Source organism: Pelagibius sp. (genome assembly GCF_965249265.1).
Taxonomy (GTDB): Bacteria; Pseudomonadota; Alphaproteobacteria; order Kiloniellales; family Kiloniellaceae; genus Pelagibius.
In genome coordinates this window covers 4,398,612-4,423,714 of record NZ_OZ252224.1, presented here as the reverse complement: position 1 = coordinate 4,423,714, position 25,103 = coordinate 4,398,612, and the positions used below count along the sequence as shown (strand labels likewise).

General features: G+C 59.0%; 25 protein-coding genes and 3 pseudogenes. 6 read left to right on the top strand and 22 right to left on the bottom strand.

Going from position 1 to position 25,103, the window contains the following annotated elements:
* Nucleotides 1-200: 200 nt before the first annotated feature.
* A complete protein-coding gene (locus tag ACP146_RS20680) occupies nt 201-875 on the bottom strand; it encodes a glutathione S-transferase (protein WP_422368650.1) in 675 nt (224 codons plus the stop codon).
* Nucleotides 876-1,431: 556 nt separating this feature from the next.
* Nucleotides 1,432-2,001 carry a helix-turn-helix domain-containing protein gene (locus ACP146_RS20675; RefSeq protein ID WP_422368649.1) on the bottom strand — a complete coding sequence of 190 codons (570 nt, stop codon included), beginning with the start codon at nt 1,999-2,001 and terminating at the stop codon, nt 1,432-1,434.
* 132 nt (nt 2,002-2,133) lie between these two features.
* Here ACP146_RS20675 and ACP146_RS20670 point away from each other — a divergent pair, with 132 nt between their 5' ends.
* Nucleotides 2,134-2,970: a class II aldolase/adducin family protein gene (locus ACP146_RS20670; protein WP_422368648.1), complete on the top strand. Its 837-nt coding sequence runs from the start codon at nt 2,134-2,136 to the stop codon at nt 2,968-2,970.
* A 655-nt stretch (nt 2,971-3,625) separates the two neighbouring features.
* Here ACP146_RS20670 and ACP146_RS20665 read toward each other — a convergent pair.
* The 18 genes and pseudogenes from ACP146_RS20665 to ACP146_RS20580 all read right to left on the bottom strand — a co-directional run bounded on the left by ACP146_RS20665 (nt 3,626) and on the right by ACP146_RS20580 (nt 21,586).
* Nucleotides 3,626-4,222, bottom strand: a complete 597-nt coding sequence (locus tag ACP146_RS20665; RefSeq protein WP_422368647.1) for a thiamine pyrophosphate-dependent enzyme — start codon at nt 4,220-4,222, stop codon at nt 3,626-3,628.
* A complete protein-coding gene (locus ACP146_RS20660) occupies nt 4,222-4,746 on the bottom strand; it encodes a phosphonopyruvate decarboxylase (protein ID WP_422368646.1) in 525 nt (174 codons plus the stop codon). Before ACP146_RS20660 ends, ACP146_RS20665 begins: the two co-directional genes overlap by 1 nt.
* A gap of 29 nt (nt 4,747-4,775) precedes the next feature.
* The gene (locus tag ACP146_RS20655; protein WP_422368645.1) at nt 4,776-5,891 is read right to left on the bottom strand and encodes a pyridoxal-phosphate-dependent aminotransferase family protein; all 1,116 of its coding nucleotides are present in this window, start codon (nt 5,889-5,891) and stop codon (nt 4,776-4,778) included.
* Nucleotides 5,892-5,908: 17 nt separating this feature from the next.
* Nucleotides 5,909-6,430 carry a 3-isopropylmalate dehydratase gene (locus ACP146_RS20650; RefSeq protein WP_422368644.1) on the bottom strand — a complete coding sequence of 174 codons (522 nt, stop codon included), beginning with the start codon at nt 6,428-6,430 and terminating at the stop codon, nt 5,909-5,911.
* 231 nt (nt 6,431-6,661) lie between these two features.
* Nucleotides 6,662-7,789: pseudogene (locus ACP146_RS20645) on the bottom strand (IS3 family transposase).
* A 387-nt stretch (nt 7,790-8,176) separates the two neighbouring features.
* Nucleotides 8,177-9,670 (bottom strand): class I adenylate-forming enzyme family protein, encoded by a 1,494-nt coding sequence (locus tag ACP146_RS20640; protein WP_422368643.1) that lies wholly within the window; start codon nt 9,668-9,670, stop codon nt 8,177-8,179.
* The gene (locus ACP146_RS20635) at nt 9,667-10,695 is read right to left on the bottom strand and encodes a quinone oxidoreductase family protein (protein WP_422368642.1); all 1,029 of its coding nucleotides are present in this window, start codon (nt 10,693-10,695) and stop codon (nt 9,667-9,669) included. The genes ACP146_RS20640 and ACP146_RS20635 overlap by 4 nt, the downstream gene beginning before the upstream one ends.
* A gap of 21 nt (nt 10,696-10,716) precedes the next feature.
* Nucleotides 10,717-11,130, bottom strand: coding sequence for a PaaI family thioesterase (locus tag ACP146_RS20630; protein ID WP_422368641.1), 414 nt, complete (start codon nt 11,128-11,130; stop codon nt 10,717-10,719).
* Entirely contained in the window at nt 11,127-11,768 is a 642-nt protein-coding gene (locus ACP146_RS20625; protein WP_422368640.1) for a VOC family protein, read from the bottom strand. Before ACP146_RS20625 ends, ACP146_RS20630 begins: the two co-directional genes overlap by 4 nt.
* Nucleotides 11,765-12,808: a threonine aldolase family protein gene (locus ACP146_RS20620; protein WP_422368639.1), complete on the bottom strand. Its 1,044-nt coding sequence runs from the start codon at nt 12,806-12,808 to the stop codon at nt 11,765-11,767. Before ACP146_RS20620 ends, ACP146_RS20625 begins: the two co-directional genes overlap by 4 nt.
* Nucleotides 12,805-14,307, bottom strand: a complete 1,503-nt coding sequence (locus ACP146_RS20615; protein WP_422368638.1) for an FAD-dependent oxidoreductase — start codon at nt 14,305-14,307, stop codon at nt 12,805-12,807. Before ACP146_RS20615 ends, ACP146_RS20620 begins: the two co-directional genes overlap by 4 nt.
* 2 nt (nt 14,308-14,309) lie before the next feature.
* Nucleotides 14,310-15,098: a creatininase family protein gene (locus ACP146_RS20610; RefSeq protein WP_422368637.1), complete on the bottom strand. Its 789-nt coding sequence runs from the start codon at nt 15,096-15,098 to the stop codon at nt 14,310-14,312.
* On the bottom strand, nt 15,089-16,186 hold the full coding sequence (locus ACP146_RS20605) for an alpha/beta hydrolase family protein (RefSeq protein ID WP_422368636.1): 1,098 nt from the start codon (nt 16,184-16,186) through the stop codon (nt 15,089-15,091). Before ACP146_RS20605 ends, ACP146_RS20610 begins: the two co-directional genes overlap by 10 nt.
* Nucleotides 16,161-17,159 carry an ABC transporter ATP-binding protein gene (locus tag ACP146_RS20600; RefSeq protein ID WP_422368635.1) on the bottom strand — a complete coding sequence of 333 codons (999 nt, stop codon included), beginning with the start codon at nt 17,157-17,159 and terminating at the stop codon, nt 16,161-16,163. Before ACP146_RS20600 ends, ACP146_RS20605 begins: the two co-directional genes overlap by 26 nt.
* A complete protein-coding gene (locus tag ACP146_RS20595) occupies nt 17,156-18,163 on the bottom strand; it encodes an ABC transporter ATP-binding protein (protein ID WP_422368634.1) in 1,008 nt (335 codons plus the stop codon). Before ACP146_RS20595 ends, ACP146_RS20600 begins: the two co-directional genes overlap by 4 nt.
* Nucleotides 18,160-19,029: an ABC transporter permease gene (locus ACP146_RS20590; RefSeq protein ID WP_422368633.1), complete on the bottom strand. Its 870-nt coding sequence runs from the start codon at nt 19,027-19,029 to the stop codon at nt 18,160-18,162. Before ACP146_RS20590 ends, ACP146_RS20595 begins: the two co-directional genes overlap by 4 nt.
* A 2-nt stretch (nt 19,030-19,031) precedes the next feature.
* Entirely contained in the window at nt 19,032-19,970 is a 939-nt protein-coding gene (locus tag ACP146_RS20585; RefSeq protein WP_422368632.1) for an ABC transporter permease, read from the bottom strand.
* Nucleotides 19,971-20,008: 38 nt separating this feature from the next.
* Complete coding sequence (locus ACP146_RS20580) at nt 20,009-21,586, bottom strand: ABC transporter substrate-binding protein (protein ID WP_422368631.1); 1,578 nt, start codon at nt 21,584-21,586, stop codon at nt 20,009-20,011.
* A 200-nt stretch (nt 21,587-21,786) separates the two neighbouring features.
* Here ACP146_RS20580 and ACP146_RS20575 point away from each other — a divergent pair, with 200 nt between their 5' ends.
* Together ACP146_RS20575 and ACP146_RS20570 are read left to right on the top strand one after the other, a co-directional pair.
* Entirely contained in the window at nt 21,787-22,230 is a 444-nt protein-coding gene (locus ACP146_RS20575; RefSeq protein ID WP_422368630.1) for an Lrp/AsnC family transcriptional regulator, read from the top strand.
* Nucleotides 22,231-22,349: 119 nt separating this feature from the next.
* A pseudogene (locus tag ACP146_RS20570) lies at nt 22,350-22,520 on the top strand (prolyl aminopeptidase); the annotation flags it as partial.
* A 31-nt stretch (nt 22,521-22,551) separates the two neighbouring features.
* Here the strand turns inward: ACP146_RS20570 and ACP146_RS20565 are convergent.
* Nucleotides 22,552-22,751, bottom strand: a pseudogene (locus tag ACP146_RS20565) (transposase); the annotation flags it as partial.
* Here ACP146_RS20565 and ACP146_RS20560 point away from each other — a divergent pair.
* The 3 genes from ACP146_RS20560 to ACP146_RS20550 all read left to right on the top strand — a co-directional run bounded on the left by ACP146_RS20560 (nt 22,677) and on the right by ACP146_RS20550 (nt 24,541).
* Complete coding sequence (locus tag ACP146_RS20560; RefSeq protein ID WP_422369701.1) at nt 22,677-22,997, top strand: hypothetical protein; 321 nt, start codon at nt 22,677-22,679, stop codon at nt 22,995-22,997. The pseudogene ACP146_RS20565 and the gene ACP146_RS20560 overlap by 75 nt on opposite strands.
* Nucleotides 22,998-23,220: 223 nt before the next feature.
* Nucleotides 23,221-23,877 carry a DUF523 domain-containing protein gene (locus ACP146_RS20555; protein ID WP_422368629.1) on the top strand — a complete coding sequence of 219 codons (657 nt, stop codon included), beginning with the start codon at nt 23,221-23,223 and terminating at the stop codon, nt 23,875-23,877.
* 283 nt (nt 23,878-24,160) lie between these two features.
* A complete protein-coding gene (locus tag ACP146_RS20550) occupies nt 24,161-24,541 on the top strand; it encodes a VOC family protein (protein WP_422368628.1) in 381 nt (126 codons plus the stop codon).
* Nucleotides 24,542-24,562: 21 nt separating this feature from the next.
* On the opposite strand, the gene ACP146_RS20545 is transcribed toward ACP146_RS20550, so the two are convergent.
* The gene (locus tag ACP146_RS20545) at nt 24,563-25,072 is read right to left on the bottom strand and encodes a GrpB family protein (RefSeq protein ID WP_422368627.1); all 510 of its coding nucleotides are present in this window, start codon (nt 25,070-25,072) and stop codon (nt 24,563-24,565) included.
* Between the last annotated feature and the right edge of the window lie 31 nt (nt 25,073-25,103).

Here is a 25,103-nt window from a genome sequence, read left to right as displayed (position 1 = left end):
GGCACAACCTTGACCGAAGTAGACCATACTTTCTCAATTGCCCCATGATGGAGTGGACGCAAAAAACACATAATTCAGATAGTTACGGCGCCGCGTGTCCAATATGTGTGCACGCAGGGATCGATAAGGGTCCGCGCTGATCCATATCGATCAATTCGGAAACGATAGTGAGCTTCGGCGGAAGCCCAGACGGCTTTCGTCTATTCCGAGTTGAACTCGTTATGCTCCATCACCCAAGTCTCCGATTGGGCAGCCTCAATGAACTCAGCAGTTGCGGGATGTCGGAGAAGCAGATCGCAGTAGGCGTTGGAGAGGTCGTCCAAATCGATCGAATAGGTTCGGAAACGCGACACAACCGGCGCAAAGAAGGCGTCTGCCGCCGTAAAGCGCTCTCCGAAAAGGTATGCGCCTTCTCCGTCAGACTCGGCCCATGCCCACTTCCACAAATCACAAATGCGTCGAATGTCGGCAAGCGTTTCATCATCGGGCGAGAACGACTTGTAGTGCCGTTTCAGATTGACAGGCATTTTTGCGCGGAGCGCCTTGAACCCTGAATGCATCTCAGCGCAAAGACTGCGAGCCGCTGCTCTCATTGAAGCGTCCTCGGGCCAAAGCCCGGCATCGGGGTGACGTTCGCTGAGAAACTCAGTGATCGAAAGGCTGTCCCAAATGATCCTTCGGGTATCACCTTCGGTTGCGATCAACGCCGGGAGTTGTCGTGCCGGAAAGCATTCTTTCCGAAACAGGTCAAACTCTTCCGTGTAGAGTGGCACAACCTCGTGTTGGAACTCGTGCCGGGTTTGCCTGAGCACCAGCCACGCCCTGAGCGACCAACCGGAATAGACCCGGTTCCCCATGACCAATTTGTATTGCATGAATGTTGACCTTTTCGTGTGGTTCAGTGCTTCACGAACGAGGCAGAGGTGGTTTGCTCAGCCACTCTAGAACTTGTGAGTGGTGAGATGCTTTGGTGAAGGACGAACTATGCATTCCCGCGTGTTGGGGCATCCCGTTGTGAATGTCATGCGCATCGGACAGTCTTCCAGCAAGCATCACTCTCATTGACATCAGCAACTGCCCGCAGGCCAGCCGATGGCCACACAGGTTTCGGACTTGTTCCTGTCTGTTTCGCGTGCGCTCAGGGACCAACGGGGATCTGTGCTGATCCAAGCGCATCAAACGGAAAGCAATATGACGCTTTAGTTGGAATCGAAGCAGACACAGTCTTTACGCAATGGGTCCGCTTGCGCGCGGCGAGGGTACACTCTGGGCAGTACAGCCGGACTTCTGCTAATGACCCCGGGGCGGACATTGACAAACATTGTGCGGGATGGAGGACATGCTTCAGAGATCCAAGCTGGGCGCGTCGTTGCCCCCGGAGCGACAGACTGACTCTCTGCTAAGCGGCCACGAGGCTGTAATTGAGCGTTGTCATCGTCTTTTGGTTACCATTGTCAAATAGTCGATAGTATTTCCTGTTGGGTTTTCGAAGACACAGTCCGCTGCCGGTCCCAGTTCCAAACAGTCGCCGGCTTCAAGAGTGTGCTCGACTTCTCCTTCCTGCACGCGCAGACATCCCGATATTACCCATACGAGTTGATAAACTGGCGCATAGGCCTGCGCCGGAAAGGCGATGCGGGCTTTCGCCGGTAGTGTGATCTTCACGAGTTCTATTGCACCACCCAGCGTCGGAGAGAGCATCGTCCTGGTATAACCTGAGGCCGGATCGACCCATGTAGATTGTAGTTCTGCTCGTGATACGCGGCTTGCCGGATCATCGTCCTCGACCAAAAAGGCCGAGAGGGTCAATCCAAAGGCACCTGCCAATTTTGAGAGTACGACTGCAGTAGGGCTCGTTTCACATCGCTCAACCTTGCTGATCATTGCTTTGGACACACCGGATCTACTCGCAACATCAGCGAGACTCCATCCGCGTTCCGCTCTCTCAAACTGAATTTTCTTAGCTATACGATCAGACAAGTCGTCTTTTATAATTGACATTCGTCTAGTTTATTGGATACATCGTTGATGTCAAGTGAGCGATCCTTTCGACACCGGCGCTTGTGACAAGTGAACAATACGCAGAGAGCTCGGAATCCGAAGTTCAAATCACAGACCATCGGAGAATAAGTGATGTTGAAGTCTGAGAACCAATCGAGGTCCGTAACACCGGTTCGGGAATCGATCTATCAGCCTGAGCAGCAAGGTTTGAAGTTTCCCCAAATTCCGTCATTCGAAATGGTTGATGAGGAACGCCAGCACCGCAAAGAGAGACTGGTTGCTGCATGCAGGGCATTTGCAGAACAGGGTTTCAGCTACGGCTCGGCCGGCCACATCTCCGTCCGTGATCCGGAAAACTCCGACCTCTATTGGACCAACCCGATGGCCGTACACTTCGCGCAAGTCACCATGTCCAGTCTTGTCCTAGCCAACCATGAAGGGAAAGTCGTCGAAGGTGATTACGCAATCAACCGGGCGGGGTTCGTTCTTCACGCGGCAGTTCACCGGGGAAATCCTGATATTGTGGCTATGTGCCATGCCCACACACCACATGGTGTCGCTTGGTGTGCAATGGGTCGTCCTCTCGATCCGATCACGCAGGATGCGTGCCGTTTTTATGGAACTCATGCTGTCGTGAATGATGAGGGTGGAGCCGTTTCAGTGGAAGCCGGACAAGGCGCAGGTGTTGTCGAAGCCTTTGCCGACAACCGTGCAATCCTACACCAAAATCACGGACTCATAACCGCGAGTCGCCATAGTGTTGATGATGCCGCTTGGGCATTTATCGCACTAGAAGCCGCATGTCGCGTTCAGCTATTGGTTGAAGCAACCGGCAAAAGGCCAACTTATGTGACGCCTGAGCGCGCGCAACATACCGTGAAGCATACCGGGAGTGAGTACATCGGATGGCTTCATTTCCAGCCTGTCTATGCGAACATCGTGAAAACGAACCCGGACATGTTCGACTAGTCAAATCAGCAAGCACCATTGATGTTCGCCTCTGGCGCATAGCGGATGTCAAGCCGGACGAGTGAGGATGTCTGCTATTCGGTGAAAATCAGGCTCGGAGATGAACGTGATGCATTTGGCAAACTTATTCGCCAGGATGTATTTCTTCGATCGCCGTGAACACCAAAAGAGCAAAGGATAGCCGCAAAGGTTTCGTACCTTTTTGTGTGCACACCTGGAACGCAAGCAGCTTTGGCATGGCCGCAGGGTCACGCGTATGCACTGCGGCTATGGACGAAAACTCCGGAAATACGCCCCGGTGGATAGGCGTTTCACTACTGCGCCCATGATAGGGGCGCGCAAAAGTTATGTAACTCAGACATTTATGAAAAAGGCGAACAACCGATCGCTCTGAGAGAAGCGATTCCAACTGAACCTCACTTTTTGGTCGAAAACACTGCTGATTGCTCCGGAACTCAACGGACCGGACTCGGCCTGGAGCTATTGCGTCATGCTGAAGAAATGAAGCGCTCAATAGGACTCACTGAAAACCGGCTCTATACAAATGCGGCGTTCTGGGTGGGGCACTCCGACGCAAGCCAATGACATGAAGCGGATGATTGGTTGAGTGCCAACGATGCGTCCGTGCGCTCATAGAACTGCGTCTGCGACAAGTTTAAGCAAGATAAGAATTCCTGAAACGAAGTCGGCAGGCGGTTGGATCGAGGTTGCGGCCGAAGTCCGAAGGTGGACCATGCAAGACGCGCGCAACGAGGATGCGCGCTCCGGCGCTCTCCTGAAGAAACCTTGCGCCATCGGCGAGCTCATCGGGACTTGCGATCGTCTTGGCCGAGGCGATGCCAGCAGCTTCCGCCATTTTTGCCAGGTCGGTTCTGCGTGCAGTATGCCCGGGCTGACCTCCAGTTTCGCCGTGGCAGCCATTGTCAATGACGACAATCGACAGGTTCTCTGGTTGGAGGCTGGCGACCGTCGCAAGCGAGCCGACGTTCATCAGCAACTCGCCGTCGCCGGTGATAACGGCAACCCGGGATTCCGGAGCTGATAGAGCGACGCCCAGCCCCATGGATACGGCGGCACCCATGGTTCCGGCCATCGTGAAAAGCTTGTCGCTGTCTCCAGTAAGCGCGGCGGCATCACGAGCCGGACCGGCCAGTCCGCTAATGAAAAGATAGCCGTCGGTGGTGGGGAAGAGCTGCGGAAGAACCTTCCGTCGATCGAGCGTCGGTTTTGTCATCTTGGACTTTTCCTTCATCACTTAAACTGCTTGGCACCTAAAAATCTCTGCGACAGGACGAGGGCCGATGCGTGCCCGCCTTTGAAGGTTGCGGACAGCGCGGCGTCGGTCGCAGGCGCGAGATCGTCCGGAGTGTCGACCCGGAAGATCAGCACGCCCATTGCCTCCAGAATCGGTTCAGCTGCCTCGCCCATGGCATACTGCCAGGGGTTCTGCTCGCCATAGTCGCCGCGCATCGAGACGATCATGAGAACAGGAAAGCGTCCGCCTTTGACAAACGAAAGGAAGTTTGGGCAATTGCCGACGCCTGAGGATTGCATGCAAAGGACCGCCCGTTTGCCGACAAGGTCGGCTCCTGCGCAAATGGCGACACCTTCCTCCTCGGTCGTCAGAAGGACAGGCCGCATGTCATTGTGTTTTTCCGCAAGCTCGACAAGTCGTGCATTTCCCGCGTCGGGGACGTAACTCAGTATCGAGATGTCCGCTTCGGCGAGCTTGTCGAAGACCTGGGCGGACCAGTCGTTTTGTTTGGGATCAGGCATCAGTTTGGTTATCCTCCTAGATTGTGCGCTTAGGCTGCTTCAACCGCCCAGCCGAGGTCAGAGAGCGCGCCTTCGAGTTGTTCAAGATCCAGGCGGATATCCTCGTCCGTGATACAGCCCATGGTGCCAACCCGAATGACCTTGCCCTTTAGTTTGGAGCGAGAACCGGCGATCACGGTTCCGCGGGTTTCATAGAGGTGCCGGACGATGGCCGATCCATCCAGCCCGTCGGGAACTTCGAATACACAGACAGTGCTCGATAGCATTGGGCACTTCGTGAAGGTGGGCAATCCAAGCGCCCCAACGCCCGCCCGTAGTGCCGACGACAGCTTGCGGTGACGCTCCAAGGTATTCGTCCAGCCTTCGGCATGTATCATGCGCAGGGATTCACGCAGACCGTAAATCAGAGGCATGGGAGAGGTGAAAGCCGTCTGTCCTTTTGCGGCCGCTTCGCGGGCACGGCGGAAATCCCAACAATATCGCGCCTGCCCGGCGCCTTTCTCAATAATGCTCCAGGCCTTTTCGCTGACGCTGGCAAGCCCCAATCCCGGAGGACACATCAACGCCTTCTGAGAGGCCGTTACCACGACATCGACACCCCAGGCATCCTGTTGCAATTCCAGGCCGCCGGCGCCGGAAACGGAGTCGACCACCAAGAGCGCGTCGCTGTTGCGCACGACCGAGCCGATCTTCTCCAGATCTGCAACCGCACCCGTAGAACTTTCATTGTGAACCGCGATCACGGCGCGATAATCGTCATCCCGTAGCTTCATCGCGAGTTCGTCCGCGCCGACGGCCTCTCCCCACGGTGCGACCAAAGTGTCTGCCTTCAGGTTCAGTGCCTCGATGATCTGGACAAAGCGCTCGCCGAAGTGGCCATTGACGAGGACCAGCGCCTTGTCGCCGGGAGCCATGACGTTGGCGATAGCCGCCTCCATCATGCCCGTACCGGAGCTCGTGAACGCCATCACATCGTTGTCTGTTCCGAGTAACGGCTTAATCAGTTGTCCGGTTTCGGCCATGACTTCGGCAAACTCCGGACCGCGATGGGCGACAACCGGTTTTGCGAGTGCCATGCGAATACGTTCGGGGACAGCGGTTGGGCCAGGCAGCCGCAAGCGGTAAGGTTTATTTTTGTTGGTCATTGACTTGCTCCGTGAATCTAGATCTGCGCGGGGTCGGGAAAGCCGCCTAAAGTTTGAAAGCAGTCGACAAGTCCTCCGGACATGACGATTGCGTTGACGACAGGGGAGAGGGGTTCGGCGGTCAAATCGGTCTGGGTAGTCTCATTGCGTATATGGAAGCCGTCTCCGAGCGTAATTGAGAGCCGGTCCCCTTCGTTGATCGCCGAGGTATCACAAATGACGGGCAACAGGCCGTTGTTGATGGCGTTGCGGTAGTAGGTGCGGGAGAAGCTTTTCGCCAGCACCGCCTTGATGCCGGCTCCGACCACCACCGTAGCTGCCACTTCCATGGCCGATCCGCAGCCGAAATTCTCGCCGGCGACCAGAACATCGTTGGGTTTGACAGTCGCTGCGAAATCCGGATCGAGGGATTCCAGAAGATACTGACGCAGGATCTGCGGATCGAGACTGTCGCGCTTGCGGCGCGATGAAATGATGTAGTCGGTGTTGATGTCATCGCCGAGCACGCGGGCCCGGCCTTCTATTGCCAGGCGGCTCACGATGCAAACTTCCTCGGATTGGTGATATGACCCTTCAGTGCCGACGCGGCACATGTGATGGGTGATGCGAGATATATTGAGGCTTCGGGATTTCCCATCCGTCCCATGATGGATTGGGCGGGTTTTTCAATGAAGCGAGTGGGTTAGGGGAGTGCTCGTACAAAATCCGTGCACTGATGGATTGATGTTTGTCCAGTTGATCAGCCCCACCCGAGTGGTCCAATTTGATTGTTAGTGCATGATTGTCCTTTGGTCCATCGGCACGATGGTTTCTGGGGTTGGCGGGCGGTAGCCTAGAGCACTTTGTGGTCGCTTGGTGTTGTAGTGCTTTCTCCATTCTTTGATCAGGATTTGTGCCTCGCGCAGGCCGTAGAATGTTTCTCCGTTCAAGAGCTCGTCCCTAAACCTGGCATTGAAGCTTTCGCAATACCCGTTCTCCCAAGGCGATCCTGGCTCGATGTAAGCAGTCTTGGCTCCGACCGCTTTGGTCCAGTCCTGAACTGCCTGGGCAACGAACTCAGGGCCGTTGTCAGACCGAATGAATGACGGCACGCCACGCAGGATGAACAGGTTGCTCAAAGCATCAATGACACTGCCTGAATTCAGCTTTCTGTCGACGTGGATCGCCAGACATTCCCGGCTGTATTCGTCGATTGTGTTCAGCCTGCGGAACGTCTTTCCATCGTCGGTGCGGCAATGCACAAAGTCATAGCTCCAAACATGGTTCTGTCGTTCTGGACGTAGCCTGACGCAAGATCCGTCGTTCAGCCAAAGCCGTCCTTTCCTTGGTTGTTTCATTGGTACTTTCAGCCCCTTCTTGCCGCCAAAGCCTTTCGACCCGATTGTCGTTTACCTGCCACCCCGCATCTCTCAGCAGGGCCGCGATCCGACGATACCCGTATCTGCCGTATTGCCGGGCCAGCTCAATCATATCGGCCACCAGGCGATCTTCATCAGGACGCCCAACAGGCACCTTGGGTTGCGTGGATCGGTGTTGCCTCAGAACCCGACGGGCGCGGCGCTCTGAGACATTCAGCTCGTTACGAACACGATCAATGCAAGCACGGCGACGAGCGGGGCTTAGAAGTTTCCCTTCGCTGCTTCCGCCAAGATCAACTTGTTCAGCGTCAAGTCGGAAATGGCTTTTTGCAGACGCTCGTTTTCTTTTTGAAGTCGTTTAAGTTCCTTCAGTTGATCGGTGCCCATTCCACCGTACTTCTTCTTCCAGCGGTAATACGTCTGTTCAGTCACACTGAGCTGTCGAATCGCATCCAGACGGGGCATGCCTTGCCCCGTCAGCACCTCAACCTGCCGTAACTTCGTGACAATCTCTTCCGGCTTCGGTCGCTTGTTCGCTATTTCTATCCTCCGTTTTCCTAAATATAGCGGAGGACCTCTTCAGTAGGGGAGGATCACCTGCTGGGGCGGGGGAACCTGGAAGACGATAAACGGCGCTCGACGCGCCGTTAAACTAGGTTGTGATGTGAAACATCGCGCTGAAAACATATGTTCCTTGCTTCGTGCCAGCGTGTGCTGATGATTGTCGGCAATGTTGGAACCGTCATTTACGAGCGATCAAACAGGTTTCAAAAACCCGCTCATTTAATGTGATCTGTGCGGTTCCTCGTGTACGCTTTTTCTCGGATTGAATCCGCGGGCTCTTAGCAAGGCAATTAGTTTGCACATTCTTTGCGTGAGGTGATGAATTCCGAATAGACGTTGGCGCTCAAGGCGGCCGCTCAATGGTTACCGCGCCAGTTCCTTGCGCGCTCTTTCGGTTAGGAGGTTGCGGTCGGGTTTGTTGGTGCCAGCCAGGGGGATCTTGTCGACAAATCGTACATGGCGAGGATGTGCAAAGGCCGGTCCGTGGGCAAGCGTGAACTGTTTCACCGCCTCCTCCGTCAATTCCGCACCCGACTGCGGCACGACGAAGGCGAAGGGTGCAAGCGTCTTGGTTTCGTGCGGCGCCGGCACGACGCAAGCCTGGTGTACTCCGTCCATGGTCTCGATCAGTTTTTCCACTTCTCCGGGCCAGACATTCTCGCCGCCGACGTTGAACATGTCGTCGGCACGGCCAACAAAGTAGAAGAAACCGTGTTCGTCGCGGCGCATGATGTCGCCGGACCGATACCAGCCGTCCTGCATGACGGCGGCGGTCTTCTCCGGCAGGTTGTTGTAGCCTTCCATCGACATCGGACCGCGGATATGGAACACGCCCTCGTCCGGGCTGTCGCCCTCGCGCAATTCGACCTCCAGACCCTCGGCCGGATATCCGAGCGCCAGCGCCGGACGGCTCACGCCGTCGGGATGCGGCCCAAAGGGCGATGGGCCGCCCTCGGTCGTGCCGTAGCTGTTGGAGATGGTTGCGCCCGGAAACATGGCCTGAACCTTGTCGATCAGGGCCTGAGTCAGCGGAGCTGATCCCATAGTCACCTCGATGACGGATGAAAAATCCAGACTGTCCAGCGCGTCGGCCTGCTTGGCGACCAGGGCCAGCATGGTCGGGACCGAGGTGAGCGAGGTGACGCCGAACGCGTCGATCGACCGGGCATAGGCCGTCGCATCGAAGGTTGGCAGCAGCACCGTCGTTGCGCCGGCTACCATCGCGCCCTTGGTCGAAATGGTGGCGTTCATGTGAAACATCGGAGCGGCGACAATGTAGGCATTGCTCTCCCTGTCTCCGAACAGCCGGGCGCCGCGCTCCAGCGACCATCGCTGGGAATCGTGACTGAGCAGAACCCCCTTGGGCATGCCGGTCGAGCCAGATGTGTAGAGCATCATGCCGACTTCGCGCGGCGCTGGTTCATGAGTGGTGAACGGGCCGAAATCGAGAAGCTCCTGAAATTCAGAGCCTTCCAGCGCGATGCTTGCGACGGTGTCGGGACATTTACCGGCGTTTTCGTCGTCGTGGAAGATCGCCTTGAGCTCCGCATCCGCGACGATGTGGTCGATGGTCGGCTGCGGCAGCTTGTAGGAAAAGGGGACCGCCACCATGCCCGCCCGCATAATCCCGAAATAGGCGGATAGGAATTCGCGGCTGTTTTGCCCCAGAAGCCCGATACGGTTACCCGGTTTATAGCCGCGCCCGAGTAGCCCGCGCGCAATCGCATCACATTCCCGGTCGAGCGCGACATAGCTGGTGTGCCGTGCCGGTGCCGAAAAGTCGCCCGGTTCGATCAGCGCGGTCTTTTCTCCCCAGCGCGCGGCGTCAAAACACTTACCCAGGTTTTTCGAAATCAACCCGATTCCCCCTGTTCTTCGCCAACTTCCAGAACAACCTTGCCGATCACCTTGCGGTCCTGCAGGTCGTGCATCGCCTGTTGGATGCCGGACATCGGGACCACCCGGTCGATCACCGGCGCGATGCGGCCATTCGCCATCAATTCGAACATCTTCTCGTGGTCATCACGGCCCCATCCATTGGAGCCCACGATGGTGTGTTCGAACGACCAGATGTAACGGATATCGGTCTTCGGATCGTAACCGCCGGTCGCCCCGCAAGTCAGGATCCGGCCGCCGCGGCGCACGGTCCGGAAACACTTTGCCCAGTCTTCGCCGCCGGAATAGTTGACGCAGACATCCACACCGCCTGACGTGCCGCGGGTTCGCGGCTTGCCGTAGTTTTCGACGATGTAGGCGACATAGTCGGTGGTGGAGATGTCAATGACATGGTCCGCGCCGATGGCGAGCAGCCTTTCGCCCTTGTCGGCGCTCGAGGTCACCGCGATCACCTCGCAGCCGGCCATCTTTGCAAGCTGGATGCAGCAGGTTCCGACGCCACCGCTCGCGCCAAGGATCAGGATCTTTTCGCCGCGTTCGATCTGACCGCGGGTGAAAAGCATCCGATGCGCCGTCGCATAGGCTGTCGGTAGGCAAGCAACGGCATGATCGTCGACCGCATCGGGTGCGGCAACCAGATGGCTTGCTTCGACCGCAACGAACTCGCACAGGCCCCCTAGGGCGGTCTCCCCCATCATGCCCCTGTCGCTGCTTGGATCGACGCCGACCCGCTGCCCCACGCTGAACTGAGCGGAATCCACATCCTTGCCCATCTCGACGATCTCGCCGGCAATGTCGGCGCCCGGGATCATTGGCAACGGTGTGCGCAAGCCCAGAATGCCGCGCATCACCATGGGGTCGAAGCCGTTGAGAGTCACGGCTTTGACCTTGACCAGGCACTCGGTCGGGCTGATCGCCGGGACCGGGATATCGGCCAGATAGAGATTTTCGATCGGACCGTGCTGGTCGAACTGGATGGCGCGCATGGTTATCTCCTGTCCCGGCACTCAACCGGCACTGGCGACCGACGAATAGGTGCCACGACCGATGGCGATCAGTGAACCGGCTTCGTCGGTAGCGCGGATTTCGGCGACCGCAATCGAGCGGCCGCATTTGACGATACTGGCTGTGGCGGTGACCTTGGCGCTGCGCGCGAACCGCAGGAAGTCAACATTGAGCCCGATGGTCGGCACGCCCTGGCCGACTTTCAGGGCCACTGCGTAATCCCCTGCAAGATCGATCAGGCTGGCGATTACGCCGCCATGCAGCTCGACCCTCTCGTCACTACGCGACAGGTCTTCGTGCGCCTCGACTGAAATCGAGACGCGCCCGGCCACTTCATCGAATTCCTCAAGCTTCAGCCCGAGGAAGCGGTGGAACGGACAGCCCTCCACCATGTCTGCAAGTTGGTCGTGGGTCATACCATCAGGATCCTTCCCTTTGGCGTGTCCATTTCCAGCATGAAACCGGGCGACACCGAGCGGCGCACGGGCACGCGCACGCCCAGTGAGCGGTATATCTCGGTCAGCTCGTCGGCCTTGGGATGGAGGACCGCGAAGGAGACGAATTCCAGGCCGGTCGGCGTGGTTTCGCAGGGGTGTTGGCTGCCCATCCAGTCGATCAGAAAGGGGATCATGTCGCCCCAGACCGGATCGTCGATATAGATGGACTGCCATTGGATCTTCACACCGTCGGCGCGCATGCGCGACATGCCGACGGGATCGGAGGCGTTCAGTCCAAGCCCGCGGGCGGCGTCGCGATAGGCCTCCAGGTCCTCGCCGCGAACGCCGAATGTGTGCATCTCCGGCGTCTTCAGCTCGCCGATTCGCTGGGCGCGTTCGCGATACCGGTCCTGCGTGGTATCGACCGAAATGATCTCGAAATAGATCTGGTCGCCCAGTGAGGCGAGCGAGTTGCGGGTTCCGAACCCGGCATGGCTACCACCATTGCCGGGCGTCACACCGGTCGCTTCGGTGAATTGTGTCGCACCGGCATCGAGGTCGGGCACAGCCCACAGCACGTGATCCAGCCCCAGTTCTCCTTTCACATAATCGGTCATGTCGCGAGACCCCGTATTTTATCGACCAGCTCCGCCGGAGAGGCGGTCAGCCAGGATTCATTGAATTTGATCGTTATTTGCGCACTTGCCGAAGCCGGCACCCTCAGGCCCAGCGACGCGGCTTTTTCCAACAGCGCTTCAGAGGACACGGGCGCCTGCGGCAAAGTGAGCCGGACGGCATTGGTGCCATCTTCGAACGGCGTCACCGTCACCGGGCCGTCTTGCAGTTGGTCGAACACGGCACCTGCATGGGCAATGACATCACGCCATAGCGTATCGAAGCGCTCAAGCTTGTCGGCTGCGATCACTGCAGAGGGCCACATCTGCCAAAGCCCGCCACCATAGCCGCGCCGCTCGTGATAGAGGTCGTCCAGCATGGCGGCCGGCCCAGCGAGCACGCAACCGAACGGCGCATCGAGATACTTGTAGAGCGACGTGTAGACGAGACCGAAGGGAGCGGCCATGTCAGCCGGGCTTTGCCCGGTGACCGCGCATTCGATCAGCATGCGCGCGCCGTCCAGAAACATCGGTATGCCGTTCGCCTCGGCAACGTCGGCGATTTCCGCAATGCGGCCGGCGCCGAATTGCCGCCCGTCGATGCGGCGGCTCGGGCTCTCCACTGCGATGCAGCCAATGCGGGCAGCAACGCGCGCGCTTGCCGCCCGATCAATTTCGCGCTGAACGTCATCCGCGTCGAAACCCGCACCCTCGCCCGCAACGGGAACCATGGTGAAGCGGCCGAGGGCTGCCAGATTGTCACCCGCGTCGTTGAAGAAATGTCCGTCGCGATGCACCAGAACGCGCGCATTGTCCGGTCCGGCAAGCCGCCGTATGGCGCAAAGATTGGCAAGGGTTCCGGTGGGAAACATCACCGCCCGTTCCTTACCAAGGTGTTTCGCGATCTGCGACTCGAAAGCTTCCACGGCGCCGCCATTGCCGTAGTAATCCGACACGGTCTGCCCATCCGCCGTCAGTTCGGCCAGTCGTTGCGCCATCTCGGCGGGCGACAGAAGTGCCGCATCGTCGGCCAGAGAAATCATGCGCGTGCCCTTTTGGTCGCATTTCGCCCGGCAATGCGCCCGCCAATGCAGCATTCCGCAAGGTTGCCACCGGACATGTAAAGATGCCCGAAGGCCGATCCGCACTCCCCCGCCGCAAAAAGGCCCGCGACAGGAGACCCGTCCGGTGCAAGCACCCGCTGTTCGGCGTCGTGGACCGGACCGCCCTGAGTGTTGGAGACCACCGGCTCAACCGCCGCTAAGAAGTAAGGCGGCGTGAGCGGGTGCATCGAACTTGCCGGTCGCCCGAAATCGCCATCAGTGCCATCGTCGCATGCCGCATTCCACCGCGATACCGTCGCCTCGACAATCTCGACGGGCGCTTCACACAGCGTTGCAAGCTCCTGGATGTGGGCCGCCTCACGAAACAGGCCCGATTCACATTCGCGATTGTTGTCGCCGCTCCAGTCATATCGTGCGGACGGATCGTTGCGGGTCGGCTTGCCCAGCGGGTACATGGACAGTCCGGCCCGGTCGGTTACCATGCGGGCCGGATTGCGTTCGTAGCGCTGCAGCGCCGGATCGTATTTCGCCAGCATCCGCCCGGCGGTGTCCTGGACGTAGGGTTCGTATTCGTTCATGAACCGCCGCCCTCGCCGGTCAAGCAAAATCCAGGGCATGATCGGCAATCCGTCTCGCGCAGTACCGCCGTCGTCCGGCGTCCAGTCGGGAAACCGCTTCACCCGCACGCCAAACGGATAAGTGCCGTCCGGCAGCCGGTAGCCGTAACAGCCATGCCAATGCCACATGTGCCAGAGATCGGCACCGACCGCCTGCGCCATGCGAATGCCGTCGCCGGTGTTACCGGCATAGGCGGCCGACAGTGCGGGACCTCCGGGCCAGTATTGTGCCTGCATGTCGGGGTTGGCCTCGAAACCGCCGCAAGCGAGCACGACGCCACCGGGGGCGGCAATGCTCGTTCCGTCCATTGGGCGCACGCCTGTCACCGTATCGCCGGAGCGCTCTAGCCCAACGACCGGGGTTGCAAGCCGCGTAGTGATCCTGTCGCGCTTCTCCACATTCACCTGCAGCAGTCGGAACAGCAGCGCTCCCTGCGCTGCACCACGCACATGCGGCCAGGCGGCAGCCGGGTCGAAGCCCGGAAAATCCTCGACATAGCTAAAGCCGAAGGTTTCATAGCCTTCGAAGGGATAGTTCGCCGGCGAATTGCGGTTATCGATGTGGGCGCCGGTGCCTTCGGCTAGCCGGCAAAGAACCTCGTGCACCCCCGTCATGCCATCGGCCAACTGGCGCAGCACGGGGTCCGGCGTCTTGCCTCCGGCACTGGCACGCAGATAGGTAAAGGCCTGATCGGCATCATCGGCCGTGCGCAGCCCGCCAGCCGAACAGATGGAGATGCCGCCCGGAAGTGCCGCCTTCTCCAGCAGCAGAACCCGCGCCCCGGCATCGGCCGCGGCAATGGCGGTAAACGCGCCAGCATAACCGTAGCCGACGACGATGACGTCGTATGTCTCCTGCATTGTCATCGCTCTCCCGTCAGCGCCTCTGGCCAGACTGCGCGGATCCCGTCGACCACATCGGCGACCGTCGCTTTGAGCGATGCCTCGCCCTTTTCCGACATGGCCAGTGTCGGATCGCCGCGCACGCCCGTGGCGCTGTAGTCGGGGCCACTGTCAGTCGACGGATTGAAAATCGTCGGCTGGTAGAACACGGTTTCGGGCAGCTCGCGCACGGTGCCGTAGTCCTGCTGGGCCTTGCCGGGTCGGATGCGCTCTGGCGCCAGTGCCTGGATCAGCGAGGTTTCGTGCTCGTCGCCGTGCCCGCCGAGTTCCTGCTCCATCAGTCCGTCGGCGGCGCGACCGAGGCGACTGATATGGGCCGCCCGGACTCGGGTACCAGTGTCTTCGTAGGTCTCTCGCAGCACGACATTGACGATGGGTTCGGTGGAAATGCCGGTATTGACCACCAGCAACCGTCCGAACCCCTGGGTAATGAACCCGTCCAGCACATCGCGCAACAGGGCGGTAAACGTCCCCGGCCGCAGGTGCTGGCTGCCAGGGTAGTGACGGAAGGCCGGATAGTAGCCGAAGCTGATCACCGGCGCCGCCAGCACCGGCAGCTCGGACAGCACGCCGTCGCAGATGCCGCGCGCCAGCAGATAATCGGTGCACAGCGGCAGATGATGCCCGTGTTCCTTCGAAGCGGCGCCGATGGGCACGAGCAACACCGCCTGACGCTTCATGCAGGCCTCGGCCTCCGGCCAGGTCAGGTCTTCAAGCCAGCGACCGGGTGTCGTTTCGGTTACAGCCATTGATCCAGAAACTCCCGTACCTCTTTGCCCCACAGTGCCGCGCCCTGGCCGTAGAGAAAATGCCCCTCATCCTTGGTCAAACCAAAACCCGCATAGATCCTTGACTTGACGATCTTGTCCGTACCGTCCAGAGCCGCCGAGAGTTCCGCCGTGGGCGCCGCCGAATAGTCGTTGGCGGCCTGCATGAAATAGATCGGCTGGGTCAGCCGGTGGGCGGCATCGAACATGGTCTTGCGCAGCCCCGGCGTCCTCTCCCAGTTCATCGCTGCCCCGGCAAATTCGACAGCACAGCGAAAGCGTTCGCATTTGGCAGCTGCAAGCAGGGTGACCGTACCACCGAAGGAGCTCCCCATGACGCCGATATGGCCAGCGTCGATCTCGGGCCGCTTCTCCAGCATCTCCAGCGCGGCAACCACATCACTGCTCTCGTCGTCGAGGCGTTTGGAGAGCTGCGTGTCATAGGCCTCGGTGCCATAGTCAGCGCTGACGTCTTCGCGCCAGGGGCGCCCGGGCGAATTGCCGTAGCCCCGCCGGTGCGGCAGGAACGAGGCCAGCCCCCAGCTCATCAGCACGGCCGCGGTCCCCGGCCGACAGACATCCGATGTCCCCTGATGAATGGAACTGCCGTGATTGGTGACCATACAGGGAAACGGGCCGTCGCCAGGCGGCAGATAGAGATATCCGTTGAGTGTCAGATCGCCGCTGCGGAAGGTGACCTCCTCGGGAACGACGGGCATGCCTTCGAGCGACGTCTGGCGCAACTGGCTGGACTGATGCTCGGCGCGCTTGAACAGGCGGCGCTGAAAGTCTTCGATATGTTCGCGCATGGTGTCGCGAACGCGACTGAATTCTCCGCTGCCGTTGCGGGCCTGCAAGTCGGTTTGTTGGTCCTCATCCGTTGCAAACTGACATTCCCAGTGCACCAGGTCCTCGCCGTCCGAACTGGCTTCGACGAAAATCTCGCCGACCGGCAGGCCGAGCTTGCGTCGAATATCGCAGGCGGCTCGTCGGGTTTGAAGGACCGCGTCGAAAGAACCCGATTTGGGAGTATAGGTCGTCCGCTCATACAGCATCGCGAATCCATTCATTCTCGGTGTTCGGAAAGTGACAGGCGCACCAGTGGTCGGGCTCCAGCTCGACCAGGGCCGGTTCATCGGTCCGGCAGCGATCCTGCGCCTTGGGGCATCTCTGGTGGAATGGGCAGCCGGGTGGCGGGTTGATGGGGCTGGGAATGTCGCCCGTCAGATGGCTGCGCGTGCCGCGCCGTTCATAATCCGCCTCGGGAATCGCCCGCAGCAAAGCCGCGGTATAGGGGTGGCGGGGCGTCTCGAACAAAGCCTGCTCCGGCGCCAGTTCAACAACCCGGCCCAGATACATTACCGCTACCCGGTGGCTGAGAAAACGCACGACGCCCAGATTGTGGGAAATGAACAGCAGCGCAACCCCGGTCTGCTGCTGGATCGCCTTCAGCAGGTTGAGAATCTGGGCCTGCACCGAAACGTCGAGTGCGGAGACCGCCTCGTCGCAGACGATGAGACGCGGGCGTATGGCGATGGCCCGGGCAATGCCGATGCGTTGTCTCTGGCCGCCGGAAAACTCATGCGGATACCGGTCGGCATAGTCGACCGGCAGTTTGACGATCTCCATCACCTCCCGAACCCGCGCCGCGATCTCGGTGCGGTCGGAGACGAAATTCTCCAACGGCTCGGCGATGATGTCGCGAACCTTCATGCGCGGATTGAGCGAGGAATAGGGATCCTGAAAAATGATCTGGATATCCTGCCGCATGGTCTTTGCCTCGGCGCGGGACAGTTGCGTGATATCGCGCCCGTCGAACAGGATGCGTCCGGCACTGGGATCAGTCAGGCGCAAGATCGTGCGGCCCAGCGTGGTCTTACCGCAACCGGATTCCCCAACAACACCGACCGTTTCTCCGGCGTGCACGTCGAGGCTCACATCGTTGACGGCGCGCAGGTGCTGCTCGGCCTGCCACAGCCCGCTCGACTGGATGGCAAAGTTCTTGGTGACGTTCTCGAGACGCAGGATCGGCGTGCCACTCATGCCGACACCTCCTCTATCAACCGCCCGGCTGCGTCGAGACGGACGCAGCGCGCTGCGTGGTCGGGAGCGATTGGTTGCAGCGGCAGGTCCGGGCGCTCGCATTCCGGCGCGGCAAGTGGGCAGCGAGGTGCAAACCGGCACCCCGGCAATACCTCCGACGGTGCGGCGGCCGAGCCCTCGATCACCGGAAGCACGTCCTGCTTGAGCTGCGCCGACGGGATCGACCGCAAAAGCAGTCGTGTATAGGGGTGCTGCGGATCGGCGAACAGGCGCTGGGCGGTCGATTGCTCGACGATCTGGCCGGAATACATCACCACGACCCGATCGACCGTCTCCGCAATGACCCCCATATCATGGGTGATCAGCAGCACGGCCATGTCTAGCTGGTCGCGCAACTCGACAATCAGGTCGAGAATCTGCGCCTGGATGGTCACGTCCAGTGCCGTGGTCGGCTCGTCGGCGATTAGCAGGCGGGGCTGGCAAGCCAGGGCCATGGCGATCATGATCCGCTGTTTCATGCCGCCAGAGAGCTGATGCGGATAATCTGTCGCCCGCCGATCCGCAGCCGGAATGCCGACCCTGCCCATCAGATCGACGGCCTGTCGATGGGCGTCGGCCGGGTCCGCGCCGGTATGCTCGATCAGCACCTCCGCAATCTGAAAACCGACCGTCATGATCGGGTTCAAACTGGTCGACGGTTCCTGAAAAATCATCGCCAGATCGCGGCCGCGTTTCTTGCGCATTTCGGTTGCGCTCAAATCGGTCAGCATGTCGTCACCGAAACGGATCACGCCGCTATCGACGTTTCCCTGTGCGCCTAGGAGACTCATGATCGCAAGCGAAGTGACCGATTTGCCGGATCCGCTTTCGCCGACGATGCCGACGATCTCTCCAGGGTCGACGGAAAAGCTCACCCGGTCGAGAACCTGCACCGAACCGCGCAGGCCGGTGAAGGAAACCGACAGGTCACGTACGTCCAGCAAAGGGTCGGTTTGCGAATTCACTGGGTGCGCACCTTCGGATCGAGAATGTCGCGCAGGCCGTCCCCCAGCAGGTTGAAGCCGATCATCGTGGTCGCCAGGGCTAGGCTGGCAAACAGGGCAAGATGCGGATCGGTGCGCAATTGCGACAGCCCGTCACGGATCATCGCACCCCAGGTGGGTTGCGGTTCCTGGATGCCAATTCCGAGGAAGCTCAGCGTTGCCTCGGCCATGATGATGAACCCCACACCGATCGAGGCGCGCACGATCAGCGGCGCCACGATGTTGGGCAGAAAATGCCGGCGCATGATCTTGTGGACCGGCGTGCCCGACGTGGTCGCCGCATCGATGAACATCTCGTGTTTGAGCCCGAGCACGAGCGAGCGGGTCAGCCTCGCAATTCCAGGCCACCAGACCATCGAAAGGGCGATGATCACCGTTAAAGTCCCTGGCCCCAGCATGGCGGCAATCAGAATGGCGAAGATCAGTTCTGGAAAGGCAAAGATGATGTCAACGGTCCGCATGATGACCGCATCGATCCAACCGCCGAAAAAGGCGGCGCACATTCCAAGCACTGTACCAATCGTCAGCGTGATCGCCAGTACCGAAAACGACACCAGCAGGGAGACGCGCGCGCCCAGGACGATGCGGGCAAGGACGTCACGCCCCAGCGCGTCGGTTCCCATCCAATGTGTCTGGTCGGGTGCCTGCCAACTGGCCAGGACATTCACCCGGACCGGATCGTGGTTCATAAAAAAGGGGCCGAACAGCGCCATCAGGACAACCAGCGTGACGATGGTCGCGCCGATCATCGCATTGCGCGACCGGCGAAACCGCAGCAGAAAATCCGATCGTGACCGCGCGGCTGACGATACCGTGGGCTCAGCCATGGTCAGTCTTTCCCCTGGTCGAGACGTATGCGCGGATCGAGTGCGCCATAGGCCAGATCGACCGCCAGGTTGATGAGCGAATAGAACATCGTGAACAGGAGCACGATGGTCATGGTCACCGGGTAGTCGCGGGCAAAGATCGACTCGATCGCCAGTCGTCCCAGCCCGGGAATGTTAAAGATCGTTTCGACGACGAAGGTCCCCGACAGCAGGCCGCCGAAGATGATGCCGATGGTCGTCAGCAGCGGCACGAAGGTGTTGCGCAAGGCATGGCGGTAAATCACCAGATGATCACGCAGCCCCTTTGCCTTGGCGGTCCGCACGAAGTCCTGCTGCAGCACTTCTAGCATGTAGGTCCGCGTGAGGCGCGCGATATAGGCGGTGGGTGGGATGACCAGAATGGCTACCGGCATGATCATGTGTTGGGGACCACCCCAACCGGCCACCGGAAGCAGCGTCCACTGGATCGACAGTAGATAGACGATGAAGGACGCCATGGCGAAATTCGGGATCGAGATACCGGCCACCAGAACCAAGATCACCGATGTGTCGGCCCAGGAATTGGCGCGCTGGGCGGCAAAGACTCCGAGAATGACGCCCAGCGGAACGGCGATGACGATGGCCAGCACCGCCAGAACCGGTGAGATCAGCAGACCGCCGGAAATCACTTCGAAAACGGTGGCACCGGCATACCGGTAGGAAAGCCCGAAGCTGCCGTTGGCGATGTTGGCCAGATAGTCGAGAAACTGAACCGGCAGCGGACGGTCGAGACCGTAATCGGCGCGCAGCCGGGCCTCGAGTTCAACATCGCCGGAATTGTCCGAAAGCAGCGCCATGATCGGATCGCCGGGCACGAACTGCACGGCGATGAAGGTAATGACCACGGCAAGGAACCACACCCCCAGCAGGCCCGTCACTCGCCGTGCAGCATATTTTAACATGGTTGAACTCGCGACAGTGCTGGGGATGTGGCTTTGGATTACTCGGTGATCTTCACGTCACCGAAGGGCAGGAACCGGAAGGGAGTCAAGGCCACGCCCTTCACGTTGGGCTTGGCCAGCGCCACCTGCATGCGTACCGTGGTCGGACAGGTTCCCCAATCGTTGATAAGGATTTCCTCGGCCTGGTTGTACATCTTGTAGCGTTCCTGCTCGTCCGTCGTACCCTGTGCTTTTTCAATCAGAGCGTCGAACTCGTCATTTTGCCAACGCGAGCGGTTGTAGGTGCTCGGTCCGTACCAGACCTGGCTGAGGAAGTAGAGCGCATCGGGATAGCCGGCCGACCAGCCCCACGGGAAGAACGGCACTTCGCCGGCATTCATTCGCTTGATATGGGTGCCGCGTTCGACGACCTCGACCTCGACCGGAATGCCCAGCACTTCCTTGAACTGGCTGGCGAAATAGGTGATGTCGTTCTTGTTGGGCTCGGTGCTGGTCACCTTAATCGGCGGCATACCGTCGCCATTCGGATAACCGGCTTCGGCCAGCAGAGCCTTAGCGCGCTCCGGATCGTAAGGGATTTCTTTCAGGTTCGGGTTGTACCCGGCAACCCCCGGCGTGACCTGGCCGTAGAGCGGGAAGGCCGCACCCTGGTAGAGACCGTTGATCATCGCGTTGCGGTCGAAACCGATGCAGATAGCCTCACGCACGCGGACGTCCTTGAACGGTTCGTAGAGGTTCTGGTTCATGCCAAGATAGCGGATCTGCGCCGCGGGCGACTTGATGATGTCGGACTCGAACTGCGGGTCCTTTAGGATGCGCCGGATGGTCGGCGTATCGGCATAGACCAGGTCCAGTTCGCCGGCTTCATACATCGACACGGCCGTATCACCGCTCGGTACGATCAAGAACTGTACGCCATCGATCCCCGGTGCGCCGCCCCAGTAATCGGGGAATGCCTCCAGCGCAACGTTGCGTCCGATATTCCATTCCTTGAAGCTGAACGGACCGGTTCCGGCCGATGCCTTGGTCGCCCAGTCTTCACCCAGTTCATCGACAATCCCGCTGTCCATGAAGAAGAACGGATAGATCGGGAAGAGCACGTCCTGTGAAGAAAAACGTACGTCGAGTGTGTGATCGTCAACCACCTTGACGCCTTCCAGATCGGTGGTTTCACCGTCCTTGACGGCCTTCGATCCGACGATGTTGTCTAGATATCTGGCGTTGAGACCACCGCGATTGCCGGGGATCAGCAACTGTTCGAATGTGTATTTGACGTCCTTGGCGCCGAAGTCACGCCTGCTGTGGAATTTGACACCGGGACGCAGATTGAAGCGGAATCCCAAGCCGTCATCATGCGCCGTCCAGCTTTCGGCCAGCGCCGGCACCACATTGCCATCGCCGTCCAGCGCGACAAAGCCCTCATAGACATTGACCATGACGTCGCCGGCAATGAGTTCGGAATAGGTGATCGGATCGACCATGGCCGGGTCGGCATTGATGTTGGTTCTCAAATCGGCCGCCAAAGCCGTTGAACTGAGCGCGGCGGCTATTGCCAGCGCAGAAAGATATTTTTTCATTGGTTTCCTGACTCCTCTGTTGGGCCTGACGGCGCCCATGGCGCGGCCTCCGAATGCGGGTCCGAAATCGTGTTCCGGTTATTGGTTTCTTGTTTTGCTTGGTGCCAGCGGTTCGGCGAATTGTCGTCGAAACGATGCAATACCTGTCTGATTTATTGTAAAAAAAGCGTAAAACCGGATACAATCCCTCGTATTGACAATTTTTTGATAAATTTTCCATCAGAATAACGGATTAGCCGATGAAACGCAGGTTAGACAGTGTGGACTCGAAATTGGTCGAGCTCCTCAAGGCGAATGCACGCGAAGCCACGGCTTCGCTGGCACGGCGCCTCGGCCTGTCCCGTTCGGCGGTTCAGGACCGCATGTCCCGCCTGGAGCGTGACGGCGTCATTGCCGGCTATACGATCCGACTGGGAAAGCATTCGGAGGAGGAACGGCTGCAGGCGATTGTGCGTTTCACCGTGGACCCGAAATACACAACCGAAATCATCCGCAAGATCGGTAACACCGTCGAGGCCAGATCCTGCTATTCGGTCAGTGGCGCTTTCGACCTGATCGTCATCGTTGACGCGGAAACCGCGTTGCGGCTGAACCAGGTCTTGCAGGAATTCGGAGAGATCGAAGGCGTCGAACGTACGACATCGTCCATCGTTCTGGGCGCGGCGTTCGAGAATCGGTCTTGACCTTTCCGGGATGAGGGAAGCCATCCTGCCGGGTGATCCTTCTCCTGCACGGCGGACCGGGTGATGGTGTGTCGCCCCGCATGCCACGCCTGTTCGACCCGGATCGCTAGCACATTGTGATGATGGACCAGAGAGGTGCAGGGCGTTTCCGACCACACGCCAGCGCATCCGTCGAAGCGTTCGACGCCAACACCGTGGCGTATCTTTTGAACGATATCGAACGACTCCGAAACCTGCTCGGCGTTGACCGATGGCATGTCTATGGATCGTCGTGGAGTGCGATACTGGCACAAGCCTATGCCCGCGCAGTATGTGCCTTTGTGCGACAGACACCAAGCGCACTGGTCGTCTGGAGAGCAACGCATCGGCCCAACCAGCAAGAGGCGTCGACCGGTTTCGGAGAATCGGATCAAAGCCGTTGCCCCCACAACCAGTAGTCTTCGTATGTGGCTGTCCCCCATTTTCGAGATTCGCCCAAGCCGATCTTTCTCTCCACTCAAGTTCTGCTGGGCTACCCTGCCGTCGCCCTGCGGCTGATGGTGGCCCATGCCATCGGCGGCTCCGGTCTCTGGACCGTCAACGCCAAGCCTCAGAAAGCGGCCAAGGAGGCCGTTAGCGACAGCCTCGCTGGCAGCAATGACCGCAGACAAGTCGAGGGCTGGCTGCCTAACTACATAGGCTTCCCCTTCAAGGCCTACACCCGGAACGGCGGCATCGGGATCGAAGAGGTCTGGGGCAGGGTCAGGAATCTATTCAAAGTGACCTGAAATCCCGCGTGCGGCGGTTTCCACCGCCGCGCGAACTCAAGTACTCGATGTGATTTATCCTCCGCTCGGGTCGTGAAAATGGCCGCTTCCGGCCAGGAACGGTCGTTCGACTGTCATCGTGGGAATGACCCTTTCAATTCGAGTTGCGATCTTTGTATCGACCACTCAATGCCTTATCATCTACTCGCGAGTATAGGATCACTGCCTGGAGTAAGGAACTGCCTTGAAACCGAGACACGAGCTGCTTTTGGCCCACGCGCCGAATCTGATGGCTCAAATCCGCGACCCGCATGCCTCTGATCCGCTGCGGGTGATGTTAAGTGGCTGCCTCGCGGGGTTGAAATGCGGGGTCGATGGCACGGATTATGGAATGAGCGGATCACTGGGATCACTGACATCGTTGCCCACGATGATATCAATACCGTTCTGCCCGGAGGATCATGCGCTCGGAACACCTAGAGCCACGCCCGATATCCACGGCGGGGACGGATTTGACGTTATCGACGGCATCGCAAGCGTCTTAGACCAGCACGGTAACGACGTTACCCAGGCCATGCTTCAGGGTGCTCGGGCAATGTCGGACTTTGCTTTGGAGAACAAGATCGAGATTGCAATTCTTGCTGACATCAGCGCAGCTTGTGGCAGTCAGGTTATCTCTGACGGCAGCCGGTTCTCAGAAAAGAGAAAATATCGTGCAGGTGTTGGTGTTGCCGCAGCCCAGTTACTCCGGACTCGGATTCCGGTTGTAGCGCAACGTGACTTTCGTACACTTGGCTTACTACGTCAGAAGTTAGATCCGAGTTTTACCCCACAGTCCGACGTTCAAGATCATCACGAAAAAGCCTGGTACCGTGCGTATTTCGGTGGGTTCTCTCAGTAGGTTGCAGGAAACTACTTCTTTTGGCTAGATCCGGTCAACCTATGAGGCGAGCTCAGCGACAACACGCCTTTTTGGAAGCACGCTTCATCCCGGCCTCCGCCGATCAGAACCATTCTAGACCATCACAACGTTTCCACACAGCCTTGACCCAAGTCGGTCATTCGGCTCTGACTTGTGGATGACCGAGATGCGGGGCTTAGCGGACATTTGTTCCGGCGATGGTTTTGAGCTTCGCGCAGTCGGGCGCATTGCCGAAATACAGTCACTCCAGTGTAACTAGGGCATGAATATCTATGGCTTCGACCACACTGTCCTTTGCGTCAGCAGTGTGGAGGCCACGCTTGAGTTCTATCAGCGCGTTCTTGGTCTGGAGGCGCGCGAGGAACGGGCCGGCAAATGGTCGCTTCATTTCGGATCAAACAAAATCAGCGTCCAGGATGCAAACATTCTGCCCAGCCTCGCAGACAAAAAGGGGCCGGGCAGCGGCAAGTCCTGCGTCCTGACCGATCTGCCGATTGAAGATGTGATCACGCAGCTTCGGTCGCATGACGTAGAGGTCGTCGAGGGGCTTGCAGAGAAAGCAGGCGCAGTCGGGAAGCTGATGTCGGTCTACTCCCGGGATCCCGATGCCAACCTCGTCGAAGTCAGTTGCAGAATCTCCTGACCCAACAACAGCGAGCGCCGGCTATTCGGTCGAATGAACCTTCTGATACAGCTCATCCAGAAACGGAGCTTTGCCATTCAGGTATTCGGCGATGCCGGTCTGGCTCTCCTTTTCAAGCTGCAACTTTAGTGCTTTGTAGGCCTCGCGATCTTTGTCGTTGGAGCGCAGGTGATCGCGCACTTTCAACATTCGGGAAATCTGTGGGTGTCCGACAAGGCATACATGCAGTTTATGCGTTCGCACCCCCTCGACGTCGCGTTTAAAGAAGTGGTGACCGGCCGATAAATCTCCACCCCGCCTGTATCCCAACTGCTTGAGAGCTCCTTCCCAAAGATCCAAATCCTCTGTGGCGTTCACGACAACCAGAATGTCGATTTCTGGTTTCGCGGCCAAGCCGACAACCGCTGTGCTTCCAACGTGGTGAAGATCTACGAGAGTCTCGCCGAATAGGGGGCGGAGCCGATCCGCCTCTTGATTGAAGAGCGTAGGCCATCGGTCGTTGTAGCCGGTGATTGTACTCGTGAGAGCCATTCGTAGACCCTAACGCGATGTTGCACAGATC